General features: G+C 66.6%; 19 protein-coding genes and 1 tRNA gene. 6 read left to right on the forward strand and 14 right to left on the reverse strand.

Going from position 1 to position 22,448, the window contains the following annotated elements:
- Positions 1 to 101 precede the first annotated feature (101 nt).
- The 4 genes from IE187_RS00730 to IE187_RS00745 all read left to right on the forward strand — a co-directional run bounded on the left by IE187_RS00730 (position 102) and on the right by IE187_RS00745 (position 3,490).
- Positions 102 to 932, forward strand: a complete 831-nt coding sequence (locus IE187_RS00730) for a 23S rRNA (adenine(2030)-N(6))-methyltransferase RlmJ (RefSeq protein WP_189674704.1) — start codon at positions 102 to 104, stop codon at positions 930 to 932.
- A gap of 149 nt (positions 933 to 1,081) precedes the next feature.
- Positions 1,082 to 1,573, forward strand: coding sequence for an RNA chaperone Hfq (hfq, locus tag IE187_RS00735; RefSeq protein WP_189674705.1), 492 nt, complete (start codon positions 1,082 to 1,084; stop codon positions 1,571 to 1,573).
- Entirely contained in the window at positions 1,570 to 2,856 is a 1,287-nt protein-coding gene (gene hflX / locus IE187_RS00740) for a GTPase HflX (protein WP_189674706.1), read from the forward strand. Before hfq ends, hflX begins: the two co-directional genes overlap by 4 nt.
- Positions 2,834 to 3,490 carry a GNAT family N-acetyltransferase gene (locus IE187_RS00745; protein WP_189674707.1) on the forward strand — a complete coding sequence of 219 codons (657 nt, stop codon included), beginning with the start codon at positions 2,834 to 2,836 and terminating at the stop codon, positions 3,488 to 3,490. The genes hflX and IE187_RS00745 overlap by 23 nt, the downstream gene beginning before the upstream one ends.
- On the opposite strand, the gene mazG is transcribed toward IE187_RS00745, so the two are convergent.
- The 11 genes from mazG to IE187_RS00800 all read right to left on the reverse strand — a co-directional run bounded on the left by mazG (position 3,468) and on the right by IE187_RS00800 (position 13,398).
- A complete protein-coding gene (mazG, locus tag IE187_RS00750; RefSeq protein WP_229839253.1) occupies positions 3,468 to 4,190 on the reverse strand; it encodes a nucleoside triphosphate pyrophosphohydrolase in 723 nt (240 codons plus the stop codon). The two genes, IE187_RS00745 and mazG, sit on opposite strands and share 23 nt — an antisense overlap.
- A 208-nt stretch (positions 4,191 to 4,398) precedes the next feature.
- On the reverse strand, positions 4,399 to 5,079 hold the full coding sequence (locus IE187_RS00755; protein ID WP_189674709.1) for an RBBP9/YdeN family alpha/beta hydrolase: 681 nt from the start codon (positions 5,077 to 5,079) through the stop codon (positions 4,399 to 4,401).
- 255 nt (positions 5,080 to 5,334) lie between these two features.
- Positions 5,335 to 5,517 (reverse strand): hypothetical protein, encoded by a 183-nt coding sequence (locus IE187_RS00760; RefSeq protein ID WP_189674710.1) that lies wholly within the window; start codon positions 5,515 to 5,517, stop codon positions 5,335 to 5,337.
- Positions 5,514 to 6,278, reverse strand: a complete 765-nt coding sequence (locus IE187_RS00765) for an MBL fold metallo-hydrolase (protein WP_189674711.1) — start codon at positions 6,276 to 6,278, stop codon at positions 5,514 to 5,516. Before IE187_RS00765 ends, IE187_RS00760 begins: the two co-directional genes overlap by 4 nt.
- The gene (locus tag IE187_RS00770) at positions 6,275 to 7,051 is read right to left on the reverse strand and encodes a TatD family hydrolase (RefSeq protein WP_189674712.1); all 777 of its coding nucleotides are present in this window, start codon (positions 7,049 to 7,051) and stop codon (positions 6,275 to 6,277) included. Before IE187_RS00770 ends, IE187_RS00765 begins: the two co-directional genes overlap by 4 nt.
- A complete protein-coding gene (gene metG, locus IE187_RS00775; RefSeq protein ID WP_189674713.1) occupies positions 7,051 to 8,592 on the reverse strand; it encodes a methionine--tRNA ligase in 1,542 nt (513 codons plus the stop codon). The genes IE187_RS00770 and metG overlap by 1 nt, the downstream gene beginning before the upstream one ends.
- 55 nt (positions 8,593 to 8,647) lie before the next feature.
- Positions 8,648 to 9,625 (reverse strand): DNA polymerase III delta subunit-related protein, encoded by a 978-nt coding sequence (locus IE187_RS00780; RefSeq protein WP_189674714.1) that lies wholly within the window; start codon positions 9,623 to 9,625, stop codon positions 8,648 to 8,650.
- The gene (gene tmk / locus IE187_RS00785) at positions 9,622 to 10,248 is read right to left on the reverse strand and encodes a dTMP kinase (RefSeq protein WP_189674715.1); all 627 of its coding nucleotides are present in this window, start codon (positions 10,246 to 10,248) and stop codon (positions 9,622 to 9,624) included. The genes IE187_RS00780 and tmk overlap by 4 nt, the downstream gene beginning before the upstream one ends.
- Complete coding sequence (locus tag IE187_RS00790) at positions 10,245 to 11,414, reverse strand: D-alanyl-D-alanine carboxypeptidase family protein (protein ID WP_189674716.1); 1,170 nt, start codon at positions 11,412 to 11,414, stop codon at positions 10,245 to 10,247. The genes tmk and IE187_RS00790 overlap by 4 nt, the downstream gene beginning before the upstream one ends.
- A gap of 18 nt (positions 11,415 to 11,432) precedes the next feature.
- Positions 11,433 to 12,347 (reverse strand): SPOR domain-containing protein, encoded by a 915-nt coding sequence (locus IE187_RS00795; RefSeq protein WP_189674717.1) that lies wholly within the window; start codon positions 12,345 to 12,347, stop codon positions 11,433 to 11,435.
- A gap of 4 nt (positions 12,348 to 12,351) precedes the next feature.
- Positions 12,352 to 13,398: a lytic murein transglycosylase gene (locus IE187_RS00800; protein ID WP_229839163.1), complete on the reverse strand. Its 1,047-nt coding sequence runs from the start codon at positions 13,396 to 13,398 to the stop codon at positions 12,352 to 12,354.
- Positions 13,399 to 13,520: 122 nt separating this feature from the next.
- On the opposite strand from IE187_RS00800, the gene IE187_RS00805 reads away from it, so the two are divergent.
- Positions 13,521 to 13,610: transfer RNA gene (locus IE187_RS00805), tRNA-Ser, on the forward strand.
- Positions 13,611 to 13,947: 337 nt separating this feature from the next.
- On the opposite strand, the gene IE187_RS00810 is transcribed toward IE187_RS00805, so the two are convergent.
- From IE187_RS00810 to IE187_RS00820, 3 genes are all read right to left on the reverse strand, one after another.
- Complete coding sequence (locus tag IE187_RS00810) at positions 13,948 to 15,414, reverse strand: deoxyribodipyrimidine photo-lyase (RefSeq protein ID WP_189674718.1); 1,467 nt, start codon at positions 15,412 to 15,414, stop codon at positions 13,948 to 13,950.
- 482 nt (positions 15,415 to 15,896) lie between these two features.
- Positions 15,897 to 17,177 (reverse strand): glycoside hydrolase family 28 protein, encoded by a 1,281-nt coding sequence (locus IE187_RS00815; RefSeq protein WP_189674719.1) that lies wholly within the window; start codon positions 17,175 to 17,177, stop codon positions 15,897 to 15,899.
- Between the two features lie 26 nt (positions 17,178 to 17,203).
- Positions 17,204 to 20,461: a TonB-dependent receptor gene (locus IE187_RS00820; protein WP_189674720.1), complete on the reverse strand. Its 3,258-nt coding sequence runs from the start codon at positions 20,459 to 20,461 to the stop codon at positions 17,204 to 17,206.
- 262 nt (positions 20,462 to 20,723) lie between these two features.
- On the opposite strand from IE187_RS00820, the gene IE187_RS00825 reads away from it, so the two are divergent.
- Entirely contained in the window at positions 20,724 to 22,415 is a 1,692-nt protein-coding gene (locus tag IE187_RS00825; RefSeq protein WP_229839164.1) for a pectinesterase, read from the forward strand.
- Positions 22,416 to 22,448: the final 33 nt, after the last annotated feature.

The raw sequence follows: 22,448 nt of genomic DNA on the forward strand, positions 1-22,448 counted from the left end.
CCGGCTTTATACGAGCCCCGGATTGGTACTTTCGCCACGCGTGCTCCACCCAACCCCCTGCAGCACGTCTAAAAGGTCGATCGTCAGGATTTTGAGTTGCAATGAATTATCGCCATTCCTTCCATGCCGGCAATAGCGCCGACGTCGTCAAGCACAGCCTGTTGATCGCCCTTATGCGGGCCTTGCAGCAAAAACCGGGCGCGCTGACGCTGATCGACACGCATGCCGGCTGCGGGCTGTACGACCTTGGCGGCGACGAGGCCCAACGCACCGGCGAATCCGCGCAGGGCGTGCTGCGGGCCTTTGCCGACCAGAACCCCTTGCTGGACGCGTACCGCGCCGCCGTACAAGCGGTGAATGTCGGTACCGGGCCGCAGCTCTACCCCGGCTCGCCGCGGTTTCTCGCGCAGCTTCTGCGACCACAGGACTTGCTGATCCTCAACGAAAAACATCCAGAGGACGCCTATACCTTGCGCGGCGTCATGCGCGCCACGTCCGCTGCCGTCCACGAGCGCGACGCCTATGAGCTGTGGCTGGCGATGCTGCCGCCCCGAACCGCGCGCGGCGTGGTGGTGGTCGATCCGCCTTATGAGCAATTGGACGAACGCGACCGGATCACGGCAACGCTCGCTGCCGCTCACCGCAAATGGGCGCATGGCGTGACGGTGATCTGGTATCCGCTGAAAGACCGCGCCACGCATTCGCGGTGGAAGGCGCAGGTACGCAAGCTCGGCATCCCGAAAGTGCTGGGGGTGGAGCATTGGCTGTACGACGAAGATCGGCCCGGCATCTATAATGGCGCGGGCCTTTTTATCGTCAATCCGCCCTACGCCTTCACGCAGGCGTTGCCGCCTTTGCTGGACGCCTTGCGCGCGGTGCTCGCGCCGGAGGGGCATCGCGGCGAGCTCACAACCGAGTGGTTGAGCGCGTAAGGGAAACGCAACGACCGCCCCTTTCTACCCCCACCCGCTGGACGAACCGCCCCCGGCACCCTAAATCACGTCTAGCGTCACTCAGGCGCATCTCGACGCCGGAACCGGCGCACTGCGGGAACCACCCGCCAAAAACATAGGATCGACCGATGGCCGACAAACACACCTCGCTGCAAGACCTGTTCCTCAATGCGCTCCGCCGCACTAAGACCCCGATCACGATGTTCCTCGTCAAGGGCGTCAAGCTCCAGGGCATCGTCACCTGGTTCGACAATTTCTCGGTGCTGCTCCGCCGCGACGGTCAGTCGCAGCTGATCTACAAGCACGCGATTTCGACGATCATGCCGTCGAACACCGTCGACATCGACGCGATCGTCAATGCGGTCGGTGAGGCGCAGCGCAAGCAGCCGTTGCTGCAGGAAATCTTCCTCAACGCAGTGCGCAAGTCGGAGGACAACGTGACGATGTTCCTCGTCAACGGCGTGATGCTGCAGGGACAGATCGCGGCGTTCGACCTGTTCTGCATGTTGCTCCAGCGCGACGGCATGGCGCAGCTCGTCTACAAGCATGCGGTCTCGACGATCCAGCCCGCGCACCCCCTCAATTTGGCTGATGAAACAGCAGGTTCGGACGAAGATTGACCACAGGTTTCGAACGTGACCGCGACGACGTAGCGCGCGGTGCCAAGGCGGTCGTCGTCTATCCCGATACCGGTGCATCGACGCGCGACGCCGAGGCGCGGCTGGCTGAAACCGCCGGTCTCGCCATGGCGATCCATGTCGAAGTGGTCGATCGCGTCGCGATCAAGGTGCGCACGCTCCAGCCCTCGACGCTGATCGGCAAGGGTCAGCTCGAGGCACTCGCCGCCACGGTGCGGATGGGCGAGGCCGAGCTGGTCGTGTTCGACGCAAACCTCACGCCGGTCCAGCAGCGCAACCTCGAAAAGGCGCTGTCGGCCAAGGTGATCGACCGTACCGGGCTGATCCTCGAAATCTTCGGCGAGCGCGCCGCGACCGCCGAGGGTCGCCTGCAAGTCGAGCTCGCGCATCTCGATTACCAAGCGGGGCGGCTCGTGCGGAGCTGGACCCATCTGGAACGTCAGCGCGGCGGCTTCGGCTTCCTCGGCGGCCCGGGCGAGACGCAGATCGAGGCCGACAGGCGCTTGATCCGCGACCGCATGGCGCGGCTGAAGAAGGAGCTCGAGCAAGTGTCGCGCACACGCGGCCTGCACCGCGACCGCCGCCAGCGCGCGCCGTGGCCGGTGATCGCGCTCGTCGGCTATACCAACGCCGGAAAATCGACGCTTTTCAATCGGATGACGGGTGCTGACGTCATGGCCGAGGATCTGCTCTTCGCGACGCTGGACCCGACGCTGCGCCAGATCGCGCTGCCGGGGATCGACAAGGCGATCCTCTCGGACACCGTCGGCTTCGTCTCCGAACTGCCGACCCAGCTCGTCGCGGCGTTCAAGGCGACGCTCGAGGAAGTGGTCTCGGCCGATCTGCTGATCCACGTCCGCGACATCGCGCATCCCGATACGCTCGTGCAGCGCGACGATGTCGAGACCGTGTTGCGCGACATCGGCGTCGATACGTCGGTGCCGCGGATCGAAGCGTGGAACAAGCTCGACTTGCTCGACGAAGACGAGCGTGCCGAATGGCTCGGCGAGGCCGAGCGGCGCGAGGATGTCGTGGCGATCTCTGCGCTGAGCGGGGAAGGGGTGGCGGGCCTGCTCGACACCGTTGCCGCGCTGCTGACCGCGAGCCATCGGCGCTATACGATCCTGCTCGACGCCGGCGACGGCGCGGGCGCGGCGTGGCTGCACGCGCATGGCGACGTGCTGTCGCAATCGGTCGAAGGCGAGCAGGCGATCTACGACGTGCGGATGGCCGAGCGCGACTATGAGCGCTTCGCCCAACGCTAGAGGTGTCGATCCCGCGCTGATCGCGGGCTGGGTCGCGGCGCGTTCCTGCGCACGCGGGGTTGCTGCGCCCATCGGCGATCACGGCGGCTGGCGCGTCGATACGCGCAGCGATTTGGAATGGTGCCGCTACATCTTCGCGCGCGCCGATCGGGAGATTTCGACGCTCGCGCGGACGATCGGGCGACCGCAGGTGTTCATCAAGGTTTGCGCGACCGATGCCGATATGCTGGCGCTTCTGCCGAACGACTGGGCGCTTCAGGCGCGCTGCTGGGTAATGACCGCTACGGTCGATCCGACGCACCGCCCGTTAGCTGCCGGCTATCGTCTGAGGGTCGATGAGACCGACGGCGTGATCGCCGCGACGATCGTCGCACCCGACGGAACGTTCGCGGCAAGCGGCTATGCGGCCGAGACGGCGGGGGTGTTCGCCTACGACCGGATCGTCACCAGTCCCGATCACCAACGGCGCGGTCTCGGCCATGCGGTGATGGGCGCATTACGCGGACAGCGGCGGGATGCGGCCTCGCGCGAAATCCTCGTCGCGACCGATCAGGGAAGGGCGCTCTACACCAGCCTCGGCTGGACCGTGCAGAGTGCCTATGCGAGCGCGCTTAGTCCTGCCGTATACGCTTGATCGACTGCCACAGCGCTTCCTTCTCTTCGAGCGACAGCGCCGCGAAACCATCGCCCGCTGCGCTCTCCATCGCCTTGAAGCGCTGCTCGAACTTCGCATTGCCGCGGCGTAGCGCGGCCTCCGGGTCGACCCCGAGCTTGCGCGCCCAATTCACGACCGAGAACAGCAAGTCGCCGATCTCGTCCTCGCGCTCGTCGTGCGTCGCCGCTGCCTCGACCTCCGCGATTTCCTCGTGGATCTTCGCGCGCGGGCCTTCGGTATCGGGCCAGTCGAACCCGGTCCGCGCCGCGCGCTTCTGCAGTTTTTCGGCGCGGAGTAGCGCGGGCAGGCCGACCGCGACGCCGTCGAGCGCACCGCCGGCCCCCTTTGCGGCGCGTTCCTCGGCCTTGATCTGTTCCCAGCGCTGGTGCCCGCCGTTGGCGGCATCGCCGAAGATGTGCGGATGGCGGCGCTCCATCTTGTCGCTGATCGCGGCGACCACGTCGGGCAGCGCGAACAGGCCGGCTTCCTCGGCGATCCGGCTGTGGAACACGACCTGGAGCAAGAGGTCGCCGAGCTCGTCCTTGAGATCGGCCATGTCGTCGCGCGCGATCGCGTCGGCGACTTCATAGGCCTCTTCGATCGTATACGGCGCGATGCTCGCGAAATCCTGCGCGACGTCCCATTCGCAGCCCGTCGCCGGATCGCGCAGCCGTGCCATGATGGCAACGAGCCGCGCGATCACCGCACAATCCTGTCGAAGCGGATGTCGAGTCTCCGAGCGGAACGGGGGCGATGCATAGTGATATCGAACTCGCGGCTAGAACCAGGCGCGAGAGTCCCGCGCACGGCCTTCCGTATCGCAGGACGCAGGCGAAGGCGATCTCTTCCCCGCGCGCTCCGAACCGCACCGGCGCGAGGCGCGATGCTCAATGACGAACCGGCGTGCGATCCCGGCTCGACGCCTGACCCAATCCGCTGGGGACAGGGCGCGTGGCATCGAACTCGCCATCCAGCAGCACCGCCTGCGCTTGCCGCGCCAAGGTCCGGACATTGCCCGTCCTTGCGTCGCGCAACAGCTCCGCCGCGGCTTGCCCCTGTGGCCAGCTCCCCAGGCCCGAGCGCGCATTGATGTGCCCCGCGCGCCCGATATCGACGAGCCCCGAACCCCATTTGCGCGCCAGCGCCTGCGACTCCTCGATCGTGGCATAAGGATCGTCTTCGCTCGCAACGAGCAGCGAAACGAACGGCAAGGCCCGGCGCGGATCGTTCCCGAAGCACGCGATACGCGGATCGAGCGCGGCGCGCTCGGTCGCGGGCGGCGCGACGAGCAGGGCTCCCAAGACCGACGACGCGCCGCTTGGGCCGGAGGCGTTGGCCCACCACGTGACAGCCTGGCAACCCAGGCTGTGCGCCACCAACACGACCGGCCCGCGCGCCGCAGCGACCGCTTGATCGATCCGGCTCATCCAGACCGTCCGGTTGGGATTATCCCAGTCGCCGAGATCGATCCGATGCGTATCGCGCCGTTCGCGCTCCCAGCGCGTCTGCCAATGGTCATCGCTCGAACCGAGCAATCCAGGGACGGTGAGAAGGATCGGCTGGATCATGCGGCGATCCACAGATCAGTTGAGCGCGGCGCGTTTATGCATTCAGGCATTTGGTAAGCACGGGGGCATCATCAAATCCGATCTCAATGGTAGGATATGATCTCGCTTATCGCGTGGTGCCGCAAAGGCCGCTTTCTTCGGGGGGCTAAAGCTGGACTTTGCCGGTCCGGCCTCGCTGAAGCGGGGCAACCTGCAAGTCCGATAATATACATTATGTTAAGTTTACGCCAATCTCGCGCAACAGTCGGCGTCGGCTCAAGCGCTCGTGGTCGCACCCTGCCAAAGCGTCACGACGATAAGCAGCACCCCGAAAATCGCCACCCATGCCAGCGCCATCTTGATCGCATCGCCCATTGGCAGACGCCGCGCGGCAAGCGCGCTCAGCGGCAGGATCAGCACGAGGACATACAGCACGATCGTCATCGCGCCGTCGCTCACAGTGCCCGTTCCAATCCGTCATAGCCCGGCTCGACGCCCGGCGGCAGTTCGGCGACGAGCGTGGCGTAATCCATCGACTGGTCCATGTGGGTCAGCACGGTGTGACCGGGCCGGAACGCCTCGACCCAGCCCAGCACGCTCGGCAAATCGGCATGCGACGGATGCGGACGTCGGCGCAGCGCATCGACCACCCACAAATCGACCCCTTGATACAGTGTCGCCATATCGGGCGTCATCGCGCTGAAATCGGTCGCATATCCGATCGATCCCGCTGCGCTGTCGAAGCGCAGTCCGGCCGAGACGAACGGTCCATGCGGCTGCTCGACGGTCGAGACGGTAATATCGCCGATCGTGATCGAGTCGGGCAGTGCCTCGATCGCCACGGTCGGCGGATAGCCGTCATGCCCGCGAAAGACATAGCTGAAGCGGCGTTCGAGCATTGCCTTGAGGTCAGGCCGCGCAAGCCCACGGACCGGGCGCCCCATCGCGTGGAACACCTGGCGCAGGTCGTCGATGCCATGCGTGTGGTCGGCATGATCGTGCGTCCAGATCACCGCGTCGAGCGTGTCGACTCCCGCCGCCAGCAACTGCTCGCGCATGTCGGGTCCGGTATCGACCAGGATCCGCGTCGTCGCGCTCTCGATCAGGATCGACGCGCGCAGCCGGCGGTTGCGTGGATTGGTCGGGTCGCATGCGCCCCAGTCGTTGCCAATCCGCGGGACCCCGGAGGAGGTTCCCGAACCGAGGATCCGCACCTTCATAGGCGCGTCTTGGTGAACAAAGCGTGAAAGTTCTCGGCGGTCGCGGCGGCCAGCGTTTCGAGCGCCTCGCCGCGCAACTGCGCGAGGAACGCCGCGGTATCGGCGACGAACGCAGGCTCGCCGGTCTTCCCGCGATGCGGCACCGGCGCGAGGAACGGCGCATCGGTCTCGATCAACAGCCGGTCGAGCGGCAACCGCGCCGCGGTTTCCTGCAGGTCCTTGGCGTTCTTGAAGGTCACGATCCCCGAGATCGAGATATAGCAGCCGATCTCGAGCGCGATATCGGCGAACGCCCCGCTCGCGGTGAAGCAATGGATGACGGCGGGATAGGCCCCCTTCCCCATCTCCTCGCGCATGATCTCGGCGGTATCGTCCTCGGCGTCGCGCGTGTGGACGACGAGCGGCAGCTGCGTCTCGCGCGCCGCCGCGATGTGCGCGCGGAAGCTCGCGCGCTGCCGGTCGCGATCACTGTGATCATAGAAGTAATCGAGCCCGCTCTCGCCGATCCCGACGACGCGCGGGTGCTGCGCGCGCTCGACCAGTCGCGCGGTGCCGATATCGGGATGCTGGTCGGCCTCGTGCGGATGGATGCCGACGGTCGCCCAGACGTCGCTTTCGCGCTCGGCCGTGGCGATCACCGCATCCCACTCGCTCTCGCGCGTCGCGATGTTGAGCATCGCATGGACGCCGCGCGCACGGGCGCGGGCGAGCACGTCCTGCTGCCCCTCGACCAGGCCCTTGTAATTGAGGTGGCAATGGCTGTCGGCGAACATCAGGCCTCCACCGCCGGGGCTTCGAGCCGCGGAAACACCCCCGCCGGCGCCGGCAGCGTCAACCCCGGCGCGAGCGGATGGCCGAGCGCTTCGAAGCTGCGCGCGTCGGGGGTTTGCGCAAGCAGATCGAGCAGTTTGTCCGCACCGCCCGGGATCGCCCAGCGCGCGAGGATCGCGATCCGGCGGATCGCCTCGGCGGCGTGATAGAGGATCGTGTCGGCACGGATCGGATCGGTCTTGCGCACGCTCCACGGCGCCTGATCGGCGAAATATTGGTTGGCATCGCGCGCCGCGGACCAGATCGCCTCGAGCGCGTTATGCAGCGCAAGGTCGGTCATCGCGCTGTGCATACCGGTCTCGGCCGCCGCGACGCTCGCGATCAGCTCGTCTTCCGCCGCGGTCCGCGTGCCCATCGCCGGAACGACGCCGCCGCACGCCTTGGCGATGATCGACAGGCACCGCTGCGCGAGATTCCCGAGATTGTTGGCGAGATCGGCGTTGCAGCGCGTGACGATCGCCTCTTCCGAATAGCTGCCGTCCTGCCCGAAGCTGACTTCGCGTAGCAGGAAATAGCGCAGCGCATCGACACCGAAGCGCGTCGCCAGTTCCATCGGATCGGTCACGTTGCCGACCGACTTCGACATCTTCTCGCCGCGGTTTAGCAGGAAGCCGTGCCCGAACACCGCGCGCGGCAGCGAAATGTTCGCGCTCATCAGGAAGGCCGGCCAGTAAACCGCATGAAATCGCACGATATCCTTGCCGATGATGTGCAGATGCGCGGGCCAGAAGGTCTCGTACAATTCGACATCGTCGGGATAGCCGACGCCCGTCAGATAATTGGTCAACGCGTCGACCCACACGTACATGACGTGACCGGGGCTCCCGGGTACCGGCACGCCCCAGTCGAAGCTAGTGCGCGAGACCGAAAGATCCGAGAGCCCACCCTCGACGAAGCGCAGGATTTCGTTGCGGCGCGCCTCGGGGCGAATGAAGTCCGGGTTCGCGGCGTAGAAATCGAGCAGCGGCTGCTGGTATTTGGAGAGCTTGAAGAACCACGTCTCCTCGGCGGTCCATTCGACCGGTGTGCCCTGTGGCGACAGCTTGGCGCCACCCTCGCCCTCGACGAGCTCCTTTTCGTCGTAAAACGCTTCGTCACGGACCGAGTACCAACCCTCGTAGCGGTCGAGATACAGGTCGCCAGCCGCCTCCATCGCGCGCCAGATCGCCTGGCTGGCGCGGTAGTGATCCTCGTCGCTGGTGCGGATGAAGCGATCGTACGAGATATCAAGCGCGTCGGCCATCGCCTTGAAATACCCGCTCATCTCGTCGGCAAGCGCGCGGGGCGTCAGATCGCGCTTGCGCGCTTCCTGGACCATCTTGAGACCATGTTCGTCGGTCCCGGTCTGGAAGCGGACTTCGCGGCCCAACTGGCGCTGGTAGCGCGCGATCGCATCGGTCGCGATCGCCTCATAGGCGTGGCCGACATGCGGGCGGCCGTTGGGGTAGCTGATCGCGGTCGTGATATAATAGGGGTCGGTCATGCGCGCCTCCTAGGGCATCCGCGCGCGATATTGAAGCCTCGCCGCGGTGCCAGCGTTACGCGGCGAGCCGGGCGACGATCCCCGCCATTTCATAGACGGTCGCCTGCGCATCGAGCGTCAGCGCGCGCGCGGTCGCGGCCAGCTCGCGCGCGGCGTCATACCCGTCGAGCGCGATCCGCAGGCGTTCGCCTTGGCGCTCGGCAGCGTGCGCCGCGATGAACGCCGGTGCCCGGTCGAGAAACGCCTCGTAGCGCTTCTGCGCGGCTTTCAGCGCGAGCGACTTGGCGAGCCGGACGCGGCGGCCGTTGCCCGGGTCGCCCTCCCGCGCGATCACCGCGAGCGCCTGGTCGAGTGCTGCGAGATCGAGCCCCGCAAAACCGAGCGCGCGTCCCGGCGAGCCATGCGCGACGCCGACGAGCGCGGTCAGTTCGGCCGGATCGGCGCTCGGCAGCAGATGCTCGAGCACCGACGTCATGGAGGCGTCGCCCAGCGGATCGAAGCGCAGCTGGCGGCAGCGCGAGCGGATCGTCGGGAGCAACCGGCCCGGCGCATGGCTGATCAGCAGGAAGATCGTCCCCTGCGGCGGCTCTTCGAGGTTCTTGAGCAAGGCATTCGACGCGCCCGGCCGCTCGAGGTCATCGACCGAGTCGATGATCACGACGCGCCGGTCCGACATCGACGGCCGCGTCGCGAACATCGGCCCGAGCGCGCGAACCTGCGCGATCGGGATACTCCGCGCCAGATCGAGCCCGGTCTTGTCGCCGTCCTTGGGCTGGCGGGTCAGTTCGCGATAGTCGGGATGCGAGCCGGCGGCGATCAGCTTGCGCTGCGTGTCGCTCTCGGGAACGTCGAAACCGGGCGGCAAGTCCGCCCCCGTCCCTTGCGCGAGCAAGCGCAGCGCCGCGGCGCGCGCGAAGGTCGCTTTGCCGATCCCCTCGGGGCCGGCGAACAGCCAAGCATGGTGCAGCGCGCCGCTCGCCATTGCGGCAGCGAACGCCTGATGCGCGGCGTCGTTGCCGAGCGGCAGCGTCATGGCAGCAGGTCCGAGACCGCTGCGAGGACCGAGCCGGCGACCTCTTCGATTCCCGCTGCGGCATCGATCATCCGGAAGCGCGCGGGCTCGTTCGCCGCGAAACGCCGGAACGCCGCGGCAACGTCGGCATGGAACTCGGGGCCCCGCGCCGCGAAGCGATCGGACGCGTCGCCGTCGCGCAGCGCGGCGCGAGCGCTCCCTTGCTCGGGCGACAGCTCGAGCACGAGCGTGCGATCGGGCAGCAGCCCACGCGAACCGAACGCGTGCAGCGCGAGCACCGCGGCATCATCGATCCCGCCGGCAACGCCCTGATACGCCCGGCTGCTGTCGAGGAACCGGTCGCAGATCACCCAGCGGCCAGCGCCAATCGCGGGCCGGATCGTCTTCTCGACATGATCGGCCCGCGCCGCGGCGAACAGCAAGGCTTCGCTGTGCGCACTCCAGCGCGCGACATCGCCCTGCATCAGCAGCGTACGGATCGCCTCCGCGCCCTCGCTTCCGCCGGGTTCGCGCGTGACGAGCGCATCAATCCCACGCTCGGCGAGCGCGACGGCAAGCCGTTTCGCTTGAGTCGACTTGCCCGCCCCCTCCCCGCCCTCAAGCGAGATGAAGCGTCCGATCACCCGCCGAACAGCCCCATTAGCCCCGCCCAGGCGCGCCCGAAAAAGCCGGCTTCGCTGACGTCGTTGGCGGCGACCAGCGGCAGGCGCTCGGCGGGCATGCCGGGCGTCACCACGACGAGATCGGCGATGTGCTGGCCAGCCTTGATCGGCGCCTTGATCGGGCCGTCATATTGCACGCTGAGCTTCATCTCGCCTGCCGTGCCGGCGGGAACGGTTGCGCTCAGATCGTTGGCGGCGACCAGACCGACGCTGTTCGCGCTGCCGAGCTGGACTTCGGCGGTCTCGATCTGCTTGCCCTTGGCGAGGATCGGCTTGGCCTGCCACGCACGGAAGCCCCATTCCATGAACTTGACCGATTCCTCGGCGCGCTGGCCCGAAGTGCCGAGCCCCGCCATGACGAGCACGAGACGGCGCCCGTTCTGCATCGCCGACCCGGTGAAGCCATAGCCAGCCTCGTCGGTGTGCCCGGTCTTCAAGCCATCGGCACCCGACACGCGCCCGAGCAACGGATCGCGATTGGCCTGATCGATCGGCTTCTCGCCGCCGAGCGTCTTGCCCCAGGTAAAGCTGCGCAGCGAATAGAAGCGCTTGTAGAGATCGGGATAGGTCTGGATCGTCGCCGAGGCGAGCTTGGCGAGATCGCGCGCTGTGACATAGGTCACGCCATTGTCGGGCCAGCCGTTAGCCGTGCCGAAATGGCTGTTCGCCAGGCCGAGCTTGGTCGCCGCGCGGTTCATCCGCTCGGTGAACGCGCTCTCGGTCCCCGAAATCCCCTCGGCGAGCACGACGCAGGCGTCGTTGCCAGACAGCGTGACGATGCCCTTGAGCAGATCCTCGACGCTGACTTCCTCGCCCGACGACAGGAACATCGTCGATCCTTGCGAGTGCCACGCGCGCCACGTCTCGGGGCGGACGGGGAATTTCTGGTCGAGCTTCAATTCGCCCGACTTGATCATCTCGAACGCGACATAGACCGTCATCATCTTTGCCATCGAGGCGGGCGGCATGCGGCGATCGGCGTCCTTCTGATACAGGATCGCACCCGACGACAGATCCTGCAGATAGGCGACCGGCGCGGGGGTCTGGAATTCGGGGGCGGCAACCGCCGGGCACGTCGCGGCGATGGCGACGACGGCGGCGGCGAGCAGTTTCTGGCGCGAGGACATGCGGTTCGGTCTCGTTTTTCAGTCGGTGTGGAAAATGCGTGCGTCAGCATAGCCGCGTCGTGCGGCGCCGTCACGTGCGCGCTGCGCAGCGGCGGAATCGGCGAAGGGGCCGAGCTGGACGCGGTAGAGTTTGCCGAGCGGGACGACGCGGCCGCCGAGCTGCTTGGCGAGTGCGGCCGCGCGCTCGGCGGACGACAGCGCCGCGACCTGGACCATGAGGCCGCCGCGGGCCGCCGCTGGCGTAGGCGCAGGCTCAGGCGCAGGCTTCGCGCGAGCGGGCGCCTCGATCTCGGGTGCCGAGTGCGGCTTCACGGGTGCACTCCGCTGCGGCGCGGGAGCCGGGCGGGTCGTGCCGACCGCCGCCGGCCGGCTGGGCGAGCGCGGCGCGGGCGCGACACGCTCGGCAGGCAGTTTGCGCCGAAGCGCCACGAGCAAGGTCGGCGGCGCGTCGAGCCGGGGCGACGCCGCTTGCCCCGCCTGCAGCGCGCGAAGATCCTGCGGCGAGACGATGACGGTGCGGACGCGGATGCCGCCATGATCGCCCACACCGAGCGCCTGCGCCGCGCCCGGCGACAAGGCGACGACCGCGCCGCTGCTCTGTGCGACGACCAACGCGATGATCGTCCGCCCGCTGTCGAGCGCGGTCAGCTCGACCGGCGTGCCGGGCGCGAGCGTCGGATGCCCCACGCCGATCGCGACCGTCGCCCAGCGCCCTTCGGGCGGCGCGGTAAGCAGCGTTGCATAGCCGACGCCGTCCTCACGGGCTTCTCCCGACGTCCCGCGCGGGCCGGCCCCTTGCGCGACTTCGGGCGGCAGATCCTGCGGCGGCCGCGCGCTGTCGAACGGCAGGGTCGGGTCACGCAGATCGCGCTGCGCCACGGTAGCGGGCGACGCCACGACGCCAAACAGCGCCAAACCAAGCAACAGCGTCACGCGCTTATTGCTCGACCGCGTCGGCGAGCAACCCGACCGACAGCGCGTAGAAATTCGAGCAGTTGTAATCGAGGATCACGCGGTAATTCCCGGTCAGGAGGTAGGCGGTCCGCCCGACGCCATCGGGCTCGATCAGCGTCGCGAGAACCGAATCGGCGGGCCAGCTGCGCGATACGGGTGCGATACCCAGCGCGCGCCATTCGGCCATCGTCTTCCACCCGCTGTGGCGCGCGAACACCTTGAGGCAGCGCGGCGACAGCAAGCGGTTGGTGATCTGGCTGCGGTCGAAGCTCGCCGGCACCGAAACCGCCAGCCCCCAGGGCTGGCCCGGACGCCAGCCGGCATTGGCGAAATAATTGCCGATCGACGCCAGCGTATCGGCATGGCTCGACCAGATATCGGCGCGCCCGTCGCCATCGCCGTCGCGCGCGAGCCGCAGATAGATCGACGGCAGGAATTGCGGCCCGCCCGTCGCCCCCGCCCAGCTCCCGACGAGTTGCGAGCGCGTCACGCCGCGGTCCATCATCTGCATCGAGGCGATGAACTCGTCGGCGAACAGATCGCGCCGCCGCCCCTCATAGGCGAGCGAGGCGAGCGCGCGCGGCAGGTCGAACCCGCCCATCACGCGGCCATAGCTCGTCTCATGCCCCCAGATCGCGACCATGATCGATTCGGGAACACCGGTCTGCTGCTCGATCCGGCGCAAGCGCCAGCGCTCGGCTTGATAGGCGCTGCGGCCGTTGGCGATGATCGCGCTGCTCAGATGCTGGGCTTGGTACGGCGCGAAATCGGGGATCCCCGCGTTGGGATTGGCGCCGGGCTGCGCTCGATCGAGCTCGATCACACGCGGATTGAGCGTGAGAGTCGGCATCACCGCGTCGAGCGTCGCGCGGCTGACCCCCTTCCCTTCGGCCTTGGCGCGCAGCGTCGTCAGATAGCTCTGGAAACCGGTATCGTCCTGCGCGCAGGCGGCGCCGCCGACCCCGAGGCAGAGCGCAGCCGCCGTCAGTCCAAGGGCGATCCGCGCCCGTAATGTGTGTTTGTCCCGCATGCGCCAACATTGGCACAGCCGTCCACGCACATGAACCCCCAAAGGCCTGCAGCCCGTCACAAACCTTGCACGCGGTGGCCCTTGCGTCATGCCGCGTCGGGTCGCTATGCGAGCGGAAGCGCGGAGAGATGGCCGAGTGGTTTAAGGCAGCGGTCTTGAAAACCGCCGTGGGTGCGAGCTCACCGTGGGTTCGAATCCCACTCTCTCCGCCACGTCGCACCGTCGACCTTCGATACACGTGCTGGATCGGGACCTGTGTTTACGGCGTTCTGTCTGCCTCGGCATCTGGCGGTGGCAGCGACACCGCATCAATCGTGGCGTCCACCGGGTGGCACTCACCGTGGCTGCACCAAATGATCGACGCAGCGGGCACGGCGACTGCGCAGGATCTTCCAACCGCGTCAGCGTGAAACCGACCTGGCTCGCCCGACCTGCTGATCGCGCTTTGCAAGCTCCACGCCGGGCATTGGCCAAATAATAACGGCGCTCACCCGACGCCTTGAAGCAGCGGCTCGTCCATGCCGATCGGCCGACCGAAGCGATATCTGTCTAGCTCGCGAGATACGGGTCTACCGGTGGAAATTCAGGGACAGACACAAGAGGAACAGGCCGAGACGCAGCCGTTGCCAGCCACGCGTCCCCGCCCGCCCGATGACGGATGGAGCCGTCACCCCGCGTCGCCACACGCCCATAGACCGGACACTCGCGATCCGTGGGCGCCCCGGCGAACATCATCGCGATGTTGCCGTAGGTACTCGGGTCACGGCCATCGAGGCTCAGGCGATCATTGAGATAGCAAGCGGTTGCCCATGCCGCTTCCGGACTGGGCGTCATCGCGATGATGCGCTTGCACCAGTACATCCGTAGGTTGTTGTGCATCCAGCCCTCGGCCAGGAACTGGCGCTGACACGCATTCCACGTCTCGTCGCGTGTCTCGCCCCTCAGCATGGCCGAGAGCGTCTCCTGATCGGGGCGGAGGTCGCCGGCATGGTCGGTGAGTGTCTGGCGCGCCCAGGGGGCGATCCGGTCGTACCGTTCGGGCGCGTCGAGATGCCGCGCTTGATAGTGGAACCACTCCCGCCAGCCGAGCAACTCGTCGGCGAACTTGCGCTTGTGCTGTCCACCTGCGGCAGCGCCGTTCACTGCCGCCATGACCTCGCGCGGGCCAAGCACGCCAAAGTGCAGATAAGGCGAAAGACTGCTCGCGCTGTCGAGACGCGTGGCATCGTTCCGGTTGGACGCGTAGCCGGGCAGCACGTCTGCGACCAAGCGTGTGAGCCGCGCCTCCGCCGCGTTCCGACCCGCTGGATGCATCGGGGTGACCGGGACCGAATGGTCGATGTCGAGGCCGGCAATCAGGGTGCCCAGCTCGTCCGCGCGGAGCGTGTCAGGCGTGAACGGCAACGCTCCGGAATAGGCGGCGACGTCTGCGATTTCCTCGTCCCAGGCCGCCCAAGCGGCCCGCGCTGGCTCATGGCGACGCAGGAAAGCGGTCCGCCCCTGCACGTCGCGGCCGATGACGGCCGGTGGCACCAGACAGGCGGCATTCACCGCAAGAACGGGCACATCGACCCTTCCCGCCACGCGTTCCGACTGCCACCGCGCAACGAAGGTCGGCTGGTCTTCCACGACGATCGCCGCCGCCGCGACACCCAGCCGGTAGACCAGACCCTTTTCCCGTCGCTCGGCACGCTCGACGTGCTGGACGCAAGCCAGCCCGCGCCGGCGACATCCCTCCGCGAGATCGATGCTCGCTCTCAGGATGAAGTGGTGCAGCCGGTCGGACGCATACGGATAGTCCTCGCGGACACCGTGATAGACCAGCACCGGTAGGTGCAGCGCGTTGCCGAGGCGGACGGCAGCGTCGATAACTGGGTTGTCGCAAGCGCGCAGCGCCTGCTGAAGCCAGCACAGGACGTATCGACCGCCCTGCGCTGGCAAGCGGTCGTTCAGCGGCCGAACGCGCGGTGCCTGGTGCCAGTCGGAAAGTTCAGCAAGCCGTCCAGATAGTGCCATCACAAACTCCGGCCACGTTGATGCCCCGTGGCCAACGCGGTCTTGTTATGCGCATCCTGGCGCCAGCGGCGAAGATAGTCGCCAAAATAAGCGAACGTTCGTTTCGAAGCGTCCGCATCGCCGAGGTTCCGCCTAGATCTTTCGGCCACGCGGCATCCCACCCGAGCAAGCGCGATCTGCGGGTACCGGCCGATCCCGCCACGGTGCCTGGACTGATCGCCGCCACCGGGCGAGACGCGAACTGACGCCGATCGCCTATTCCCTCGGTTCGGCACTTCCCCCGAGCGCTGAAGGCGTGCCGACCTGCGAAACGCTCCGCACCCTATCGGGCTATGGCCACACCGCGATGGGTTTCCAGTCTACGGCCGCGGTCCATGGGTAGGTCGCGGCGCTGCGCCGGGTCTATGGCGATCGCAATAACAAGCGCGCGGCAGGAGTGACCACACCCCTTGGCCGATACCGCGACGCGACATCACCTTGCGCTACGGCTTTTCCGGAAACGTACGCCATGCGGCATCGCACCGCGCGGCAATGGAAGCCTGCTCGGTCGCTTGACCGGTAGGATCGGGCACCGCGCCGCCTTTGCCGATCAGGAAGCGGGCGTGCACGGTTTCCCATCGCGGGATCGTCGTGAACCGCACGTCGTCGAGCGCGAGGTCAAGCGTGTGCGCGGCGTCATAGCCATTGGCGATCAGCCGCCCGCCATCGCCATAAACCCGCCGCAGCACGATGCCGCGATAGACCGGGATCAGGTCGCCGCGCGCCTCCTTGTCATAGGCAGTGTAGATGTCGATCGGCCGCTTGCTGCCGCGAATGCAGACGTCCTCGTAATGCACGTCCTCGACCAGCCCGCCGCGGCTCGCATCGCTCTTGATGCGCAAACCCGAAGTGGTGCCGTCGAGCGTCAGCCCCTTGACCTGCACGTGCGCGACGCCGCCATTGGTCTCGCTGCCGATCGACATGCCGTGGCCAGAGTAGAAATGGTTGTCGAGGATCGAGACGTAGCGCGTGCCGCCGGTCTTGCCCGCCTTGATCGCGACATTGTCGTCGCCGGTGCGGATGAACGTCCTGGTGATCGTCACGTCCTCGCTCGCGCCGGGATCGATCCCGTCGGTGTTGCGCGCGTCTGCGGGCGTGTCGACGATCACGCCCCAGGCGGTGAAGCCCTGCAGGCGGTTGGCGACGACATGGAAATTCGGCGAGTTCGCCAGGCGCACCCGGTAGAGCGTGAAATTGCGGCCGCGATCGGCGACGATCAGGCGCGGGACGTTCTGGTTGCCCTTCTCGACCTGCGCGCGGCGCGCGAGCTGCCACCACGTCTCGCTTCCGCCGGCCATCGGCTGGCCGCCATTGCCCTCGACCGTGCCGTCGCCCACGATCGCGACGTCGGTCGCATCGGCGATGTGCAGCAGCGGGCGACACCCCTTCCCGCGCTGGTCGATCTTCCCGCAAGCCCGTTCGCCAGCGTCGAACAGCGCCGGGTCGGGGATCGCGGCGAGCACGGCAGCGCGATCGAGCCACAGCGTCGTCCGCATCGGCAGCTCGAGCGGACCGCTGTCGTAGCGCCCCGCGCTCAGCCGCACCGCCTGCCCCGCACAGCGCTTGAGCGCGGCCTGCAGCTCGGCGGCGCGGTTGCCGGCTTTGGGCGTCAGCGTCTCGCACGCAGTCGCGGGCAGACGCGGCTCGGTCACCGTGCGGCGATCCTGTGCGGTGGCGGGAGCTGCGAGGATCAGGCTCGTCGCGGCAAGAATCGAATAGCGCATCGCTGCGTCCTTTACGCTGGAACCCATCAGAAGACGAACCGCACGCCGGCGGTGATCACCCGCCCGGTGCTCTGGTAGTTCTGCGCGACCGGGTCGGCCTGATATTCGGTCGCATAGCTCGCCGCGTTGGTCAGGTTGCGGCCCTCGAGCGTCAGCCGCGCATAGCTGGTCAGCGCATAGGACATCGCCGCATCGACGTTGAACTGGCTCGCGCGATAGCCGAAATCGGAGACCACCGGCGAGTTGCAGACCGCGCCGTTGTTGGTCGTCAGGCCGACCGCGCACGTTCCCGATGCGAGCGGGAAGCGCGTGACATATTGCGTGCGATACGCGCCCGAGACGCGCGCCGAGAATTTGGCGTCCTCGTAATAGAGCGTCGCGTTGAATGCATCTGGCGAGGTGTTGAGGAATGGCCCCTGCGCATAGACGTTGACCGCGGTCCCGGTCTGCGTGCGCGTCGTCGCCAGCTGTGCGCTCGTCAGATAATTGAGCTTCGACGAGATGTGCGTGTAGTTGGCGGTGATGCCGAAATTCTTGAGGAACCCCGGCAGGAAAAAGAATTGCGACTGGACGTTGACCTCGACGCCACGAATCTTGCCGCCCGGCGCGTCATTGTACTGGCGCACCGCAAAGACCCCGCCTTGCTGGGTATAGGCGAGCAAGGTCGGGCTGGTGATGCTCGCATAGATCGATTCCAGCGTGGCGGCGTCGTAGATCGACTGGAGCGCATATTCGCCCGCGATCTGCTGCGGAAAGGTCTCGAGATTCTTCATGAAGAACCCGACCGAGATCAGCCCGCCGCGACCGAAATAATGTTCGAGCGCGACGTCGTAATTGGTCGCGCGATACGGGTTGAGATAGGGATTGCCGACGGTGATCTGCGGCGCGGTGGTCGCGTTGAGCCCGGTCGGGACCGACGTCGTCCCCGGCGTCAGCGCGGCGAGCTGGGGTCGCGCGATGACCTTGGCCGAGGCGAGGCGCAGCAGCGTGTTGGGGAGGAACTCCCACGCCGCGTTCAAGGCCGGCAGATAGTCGGTATATTCGTTACGCGCGGTGACGAGCACGCCCGCCACGCCATTGGCGGCGCCGCCGACCGACCCCGTCCCGCGCACGATCGTCTTGGCGATGCGCGTTCCGGCATTGCCGCGGAACGGCTTGCCGAACAGCGTTCCGTCCCAGTCGAATTCGAGATAGCCCGAAAGGTCGTTTTCGGTGACGCGATTGGCCTGGCGCGCATCGGCCTGCGCACGGAAATCGCCGAATTTGTTGATGCAGTTGCAATCGATGCCGAACGCGTTGCTGAACTTGTCGATGTCAGGGGCGTAGAAACTGGTCGGCGTCCCCGCCGGGACCTGGAGGCCACGACCGAAATCATACGAGCGCCCGAGATCGGTGATCGCGAGCTTGGCTTCGGCGAGCGTCGGATTGATCGCCTCGATGTCGCTGTTGCGCCGCCCCTGCAGGCTCGAATAGCTGAAGCGCTTGTAGGTCAGCCCGCCCTGGACCTTGAACAGGTCGTTGACGTCCCAGATCAGGCTGCCACGCGCGACACGGAAGCTGTTGACGATGTCATCGGTCAGATAGCGGATCGTCGACAGGCCCTTCACCAGCGTCCAGTTCTGCGGATTGGCGACGTCGAAGCCGGGGCTGAACACGGGCATCTTGCCGCTGCCGCGCCCGTCGAAGACGTAATTGTCCTTGTCGATCGCGTTGAACTCGGCGAGCAGCGTCGTGCCCTTATACTCCGACCGCGAATAGCCGGCGGTGCCGACAAAATGTAGCCGCTCGCCGATATCCTGCTTGAGATTGAGCGTCCCCTGCCAGAACTTGGTCGTCCCCGACACGCGCTGCGTCGAGCTGCGCCAGTCGACATCGTCGAGCACGAGATAGTCGGCCTGCCCCGCCGCATTGACGTTGGCGGCGCGAATCTTGGTGTTGGGGCGGCCGATCAGCTCGTTGTAGAAGCCGGTCTGGTTGGCGGTCGCGACATAGCCGGGCGACGCCGGGTTGTTGTAATAGTCGAACGGGTTGAGGTTGTTGGGGTTCTGGCTGTTGAAATAGCCCGGCAGCACCGTCGCGCTGCCTTGAGTGCCTTGGCAGTCGAGCGCCGCCGACGGGGTGCAGTTCGGATAGAGCGCGACGCGGTCGGCATAGCCGTTGGCGGTGCCGGCGGCGCGCAGACCGTTCGCGCCGGTCTGCGCCGCGCGCGCATTGGTGCCGTTGCGGTTGAGCCCGATCGTGGTGATCCCCGCGATCGTCGAATCCTGGTCGTACTTCGAGAAGACGCCGTCGAGCGTCACCTCGGTATGCGGCGTGGGTTTCCACTGCAGCGTCGCGGTCGCGCCGAGCCGCTTATAGTGCAGGTCCTGCCGGTTGATCGACGGTAGCGCCGGGATCAGCGTATTGGGCGTGATCAGCGCATAGGCCGCCGGATCCGAGCCGAACGTCGCGCCAGTCCCCTGGTTCGACGGCCGCGCGAAGCCATAGGTGTTGGGCGTCACGCCGTTGAGCTGCGACGAGCGATACGCATAATCGAACTGCCCGATGCTGCGCTGGTACGAATCGATCTGCTGACGCTGGTCCTGATAGGCGATCGAGCCGAGGATGCCGAGTGTCGGAGTGATATGCTTCGATACCAAAGCGGTCAGCCGCGGGTTTACCGTCTTGCCGTTCTCGCGATATTCGCCCTCGAGCCCGAGCGCGTAGCGATCCTTCTTGTTGGCGAGCGGTCGGCCGGTGGTGAGATCGATGATCGCGCCGAGCGAGCCCTCGTCGTTCGCCGCGGAGGTCGTCTTGGTGATCGTCACCCCGCCGAACAGCTCGGACGCGAAGGTGTTGAAATCGAAGCCGCGCGTGCGGTTGGCCCCCGACGGATCGTTGCCCCCGCCGGTGACGCTCAGAGCGTCGGCGCCGTTCAAGCGCGTCTGCTGGAAATCACCGCCGAGGCCGCGCACCGTGATCGAGCGCCCTTCGCCATTATCGCGGTCGATCGAGACACCCGGCAGGCGCTGGATCGATTCGGCGAGATTGGCGTCGGGAAAATCGGCGATATCCTCGGCCGTGATCGCATCGATGATCTGGTTGGCGCGCCGCTTCTGGTTGACCGCGTTGGACAGGCTCGCGCGAAAACCGGTGACGACGATATCCTGCGCGGTGTCGTCGGCGACCCGGCCGGTATCCGGCGTCGCTGGAGCATTCTGGGCGCTCGCGGGAGCGACAGCGACAAGCCCGCAGAACGCGACGACAGCAAGCGATGCGCCGTGACGCATATCGACCTTCAGCATGACTCTCTCCCCGGTTGACGCCTCTGCGGACGCCCTGGCGGCTCTTATGATTTGCCGATGTCACCGGTGTCAATAAGTCAGCGGCCTTGGATTGACGAATTTTGCACCTGCGAATTGATCCCGCTCAATAGACTTTTCGAAAGTGTCTGATCAGCCTCCTATATCGATCAGTATCGACCCTTGACGAGCAATGACACCGGTATCAAGATGAGCTGAGAATGTTGGAGATCGAACCATCCGGCATCGAATACGGGAGATGGCGATGAAGGTGCGGATCGGGCTGTCGCTGACGGCCATGCTGGTGTTGACCGGCGGGTGCGGCCAAGATGGCGGCAGTACGCCGACCCCGACACCGAGCGCGACCGCGGCACCGCTGACGGTCACGCCAACGACGGGCGACACCGCCGCGTTCAAGGATACGCTGCTACGGCTGACCTTCGATGGCCCGCCAGTGATCACCGGCTCGGGCACGATCCGCGTCTATCGCAGCGACGGAACGCTGGTCGACACGATCGACACTTCGGCGAACATCGTCACCACCGGCGGCGAGACGCAAAGCGCGCTCGGCGCCGCGAATACCGAGATCGACAAGATCGGCAACGGCGTGGCGAGCCTCACGCAATATCGCTACACCTATTACCGGCCCGTCAGCGTCGCGGGCAATATCGCGACGATCAAGCTCCACGACGGCGTGCTGGCGTATGACACAGCGTATTACGTTCAGGTCGACCAGTCGGTGTTCAACGGCCCGTTCGGCGGCGCAGGCAGCTTCCCGGGGATCGGCGGCGCCACCGCCTGGACCTTCCGCACCAAGTCCGCGCCGACCTCGACCACCAATCTCATCGTCGACGACGATGGACCGGCCGACTTCCGCTCGCTGCAGGGCGCGCTCGATTATGTCATGGCGACGGGCTGCCTGTCGTGCCCGAGCGCCGCCAGCCCGAAGACGATCACGCTCAAGAACGGGACCTATGACGAGCAGCTGTTCCTGCGCAACGTGAGCAATCTGACGATCCTCGGGGAGAGCCGCGCCGGGACGATCGTGCGCAACAGCAATTGGGAAGCGTTCAATCCCGGCACCGGCGGCAGCCGCGCGACCCCGAACACCACCTTCAGCAACATCGGCGGCGCCGCCACGCTCGGCACGCGCCTGTCGCTTGGCGGCGGGCGCGCGGTGCTGCTGGTCGAGGGCGGCGATCTGCTCAAGCTGAGCAACTTCACCTTCGCCAACACGCACGTGAAGGATGCCACGCAGAACAGCCAGGCCGAGGTGATCTACTACAATTCGGCGACGCTCAACGGATCGCGCTTCATCGCCACCGACATGAACTTCCTCGGCACGCAGGATACCTTGCAGATGAAAGGCTGGGTGTGGATCTACAACAGCCTGATCACCGGCGACGTCGATTTCCTGTGGGGCTATCCCTTCGCCGAAGTGATCGAGAATTCCGAACTTCGCACTGTCTTCGATCCGACGACACCGGGGTCGGGCGGCTACCTCTTCCAGTCGCGCGCGGCCAAGGGCTATCCCGGCTTCGTCGTGCTCGGAGGGGCGCTGACCGCGGCCAGCGGCGTACCCGACGGATCGGCCTATCTCGCGCGCTCGGGCGGCTCGACGCAAGGACAGGGGTTCTGCACGACGATGCTCGCGCTCGGCGGCGGCTCGGCCGGCAATGCCACCCAATATTGTGACTCGGTCGCCTATATCGGCGTCAAGATGGGCCCACACATCGCGCCCGCGGGCTGGTTCATCAACCCGGTCCCCAATCTGTTGCCGACGGCGCGCGAGGGCTGGCGCGAGAGCGGATCGCTGACGCCGGGCGGCGCGGCGCTGCCGCTGACCGGTCGCGAAACGCGCTATGCCAGCAGCACCGCCGATCTGTCCTCGCTCGACACCCGCGCGAAGGTCTTTGCGCAATGGAACGGCAATGCCGGCTGGAGTCCCCAGCCATGAGCGCCGGTATCCCCGGCATGCGCGTTTAAAGTC

It is taken from the genome of Sphingomonas glacialis (assembly GCF_014653575.1).
Taxonomy (GTDB): Bacteria; Pseudomonadota; Alphaproteobacteria; order Sphingomonadales; family Sphingomonadaceae; genus Sphingomonas; species Sphingomonas glacialis.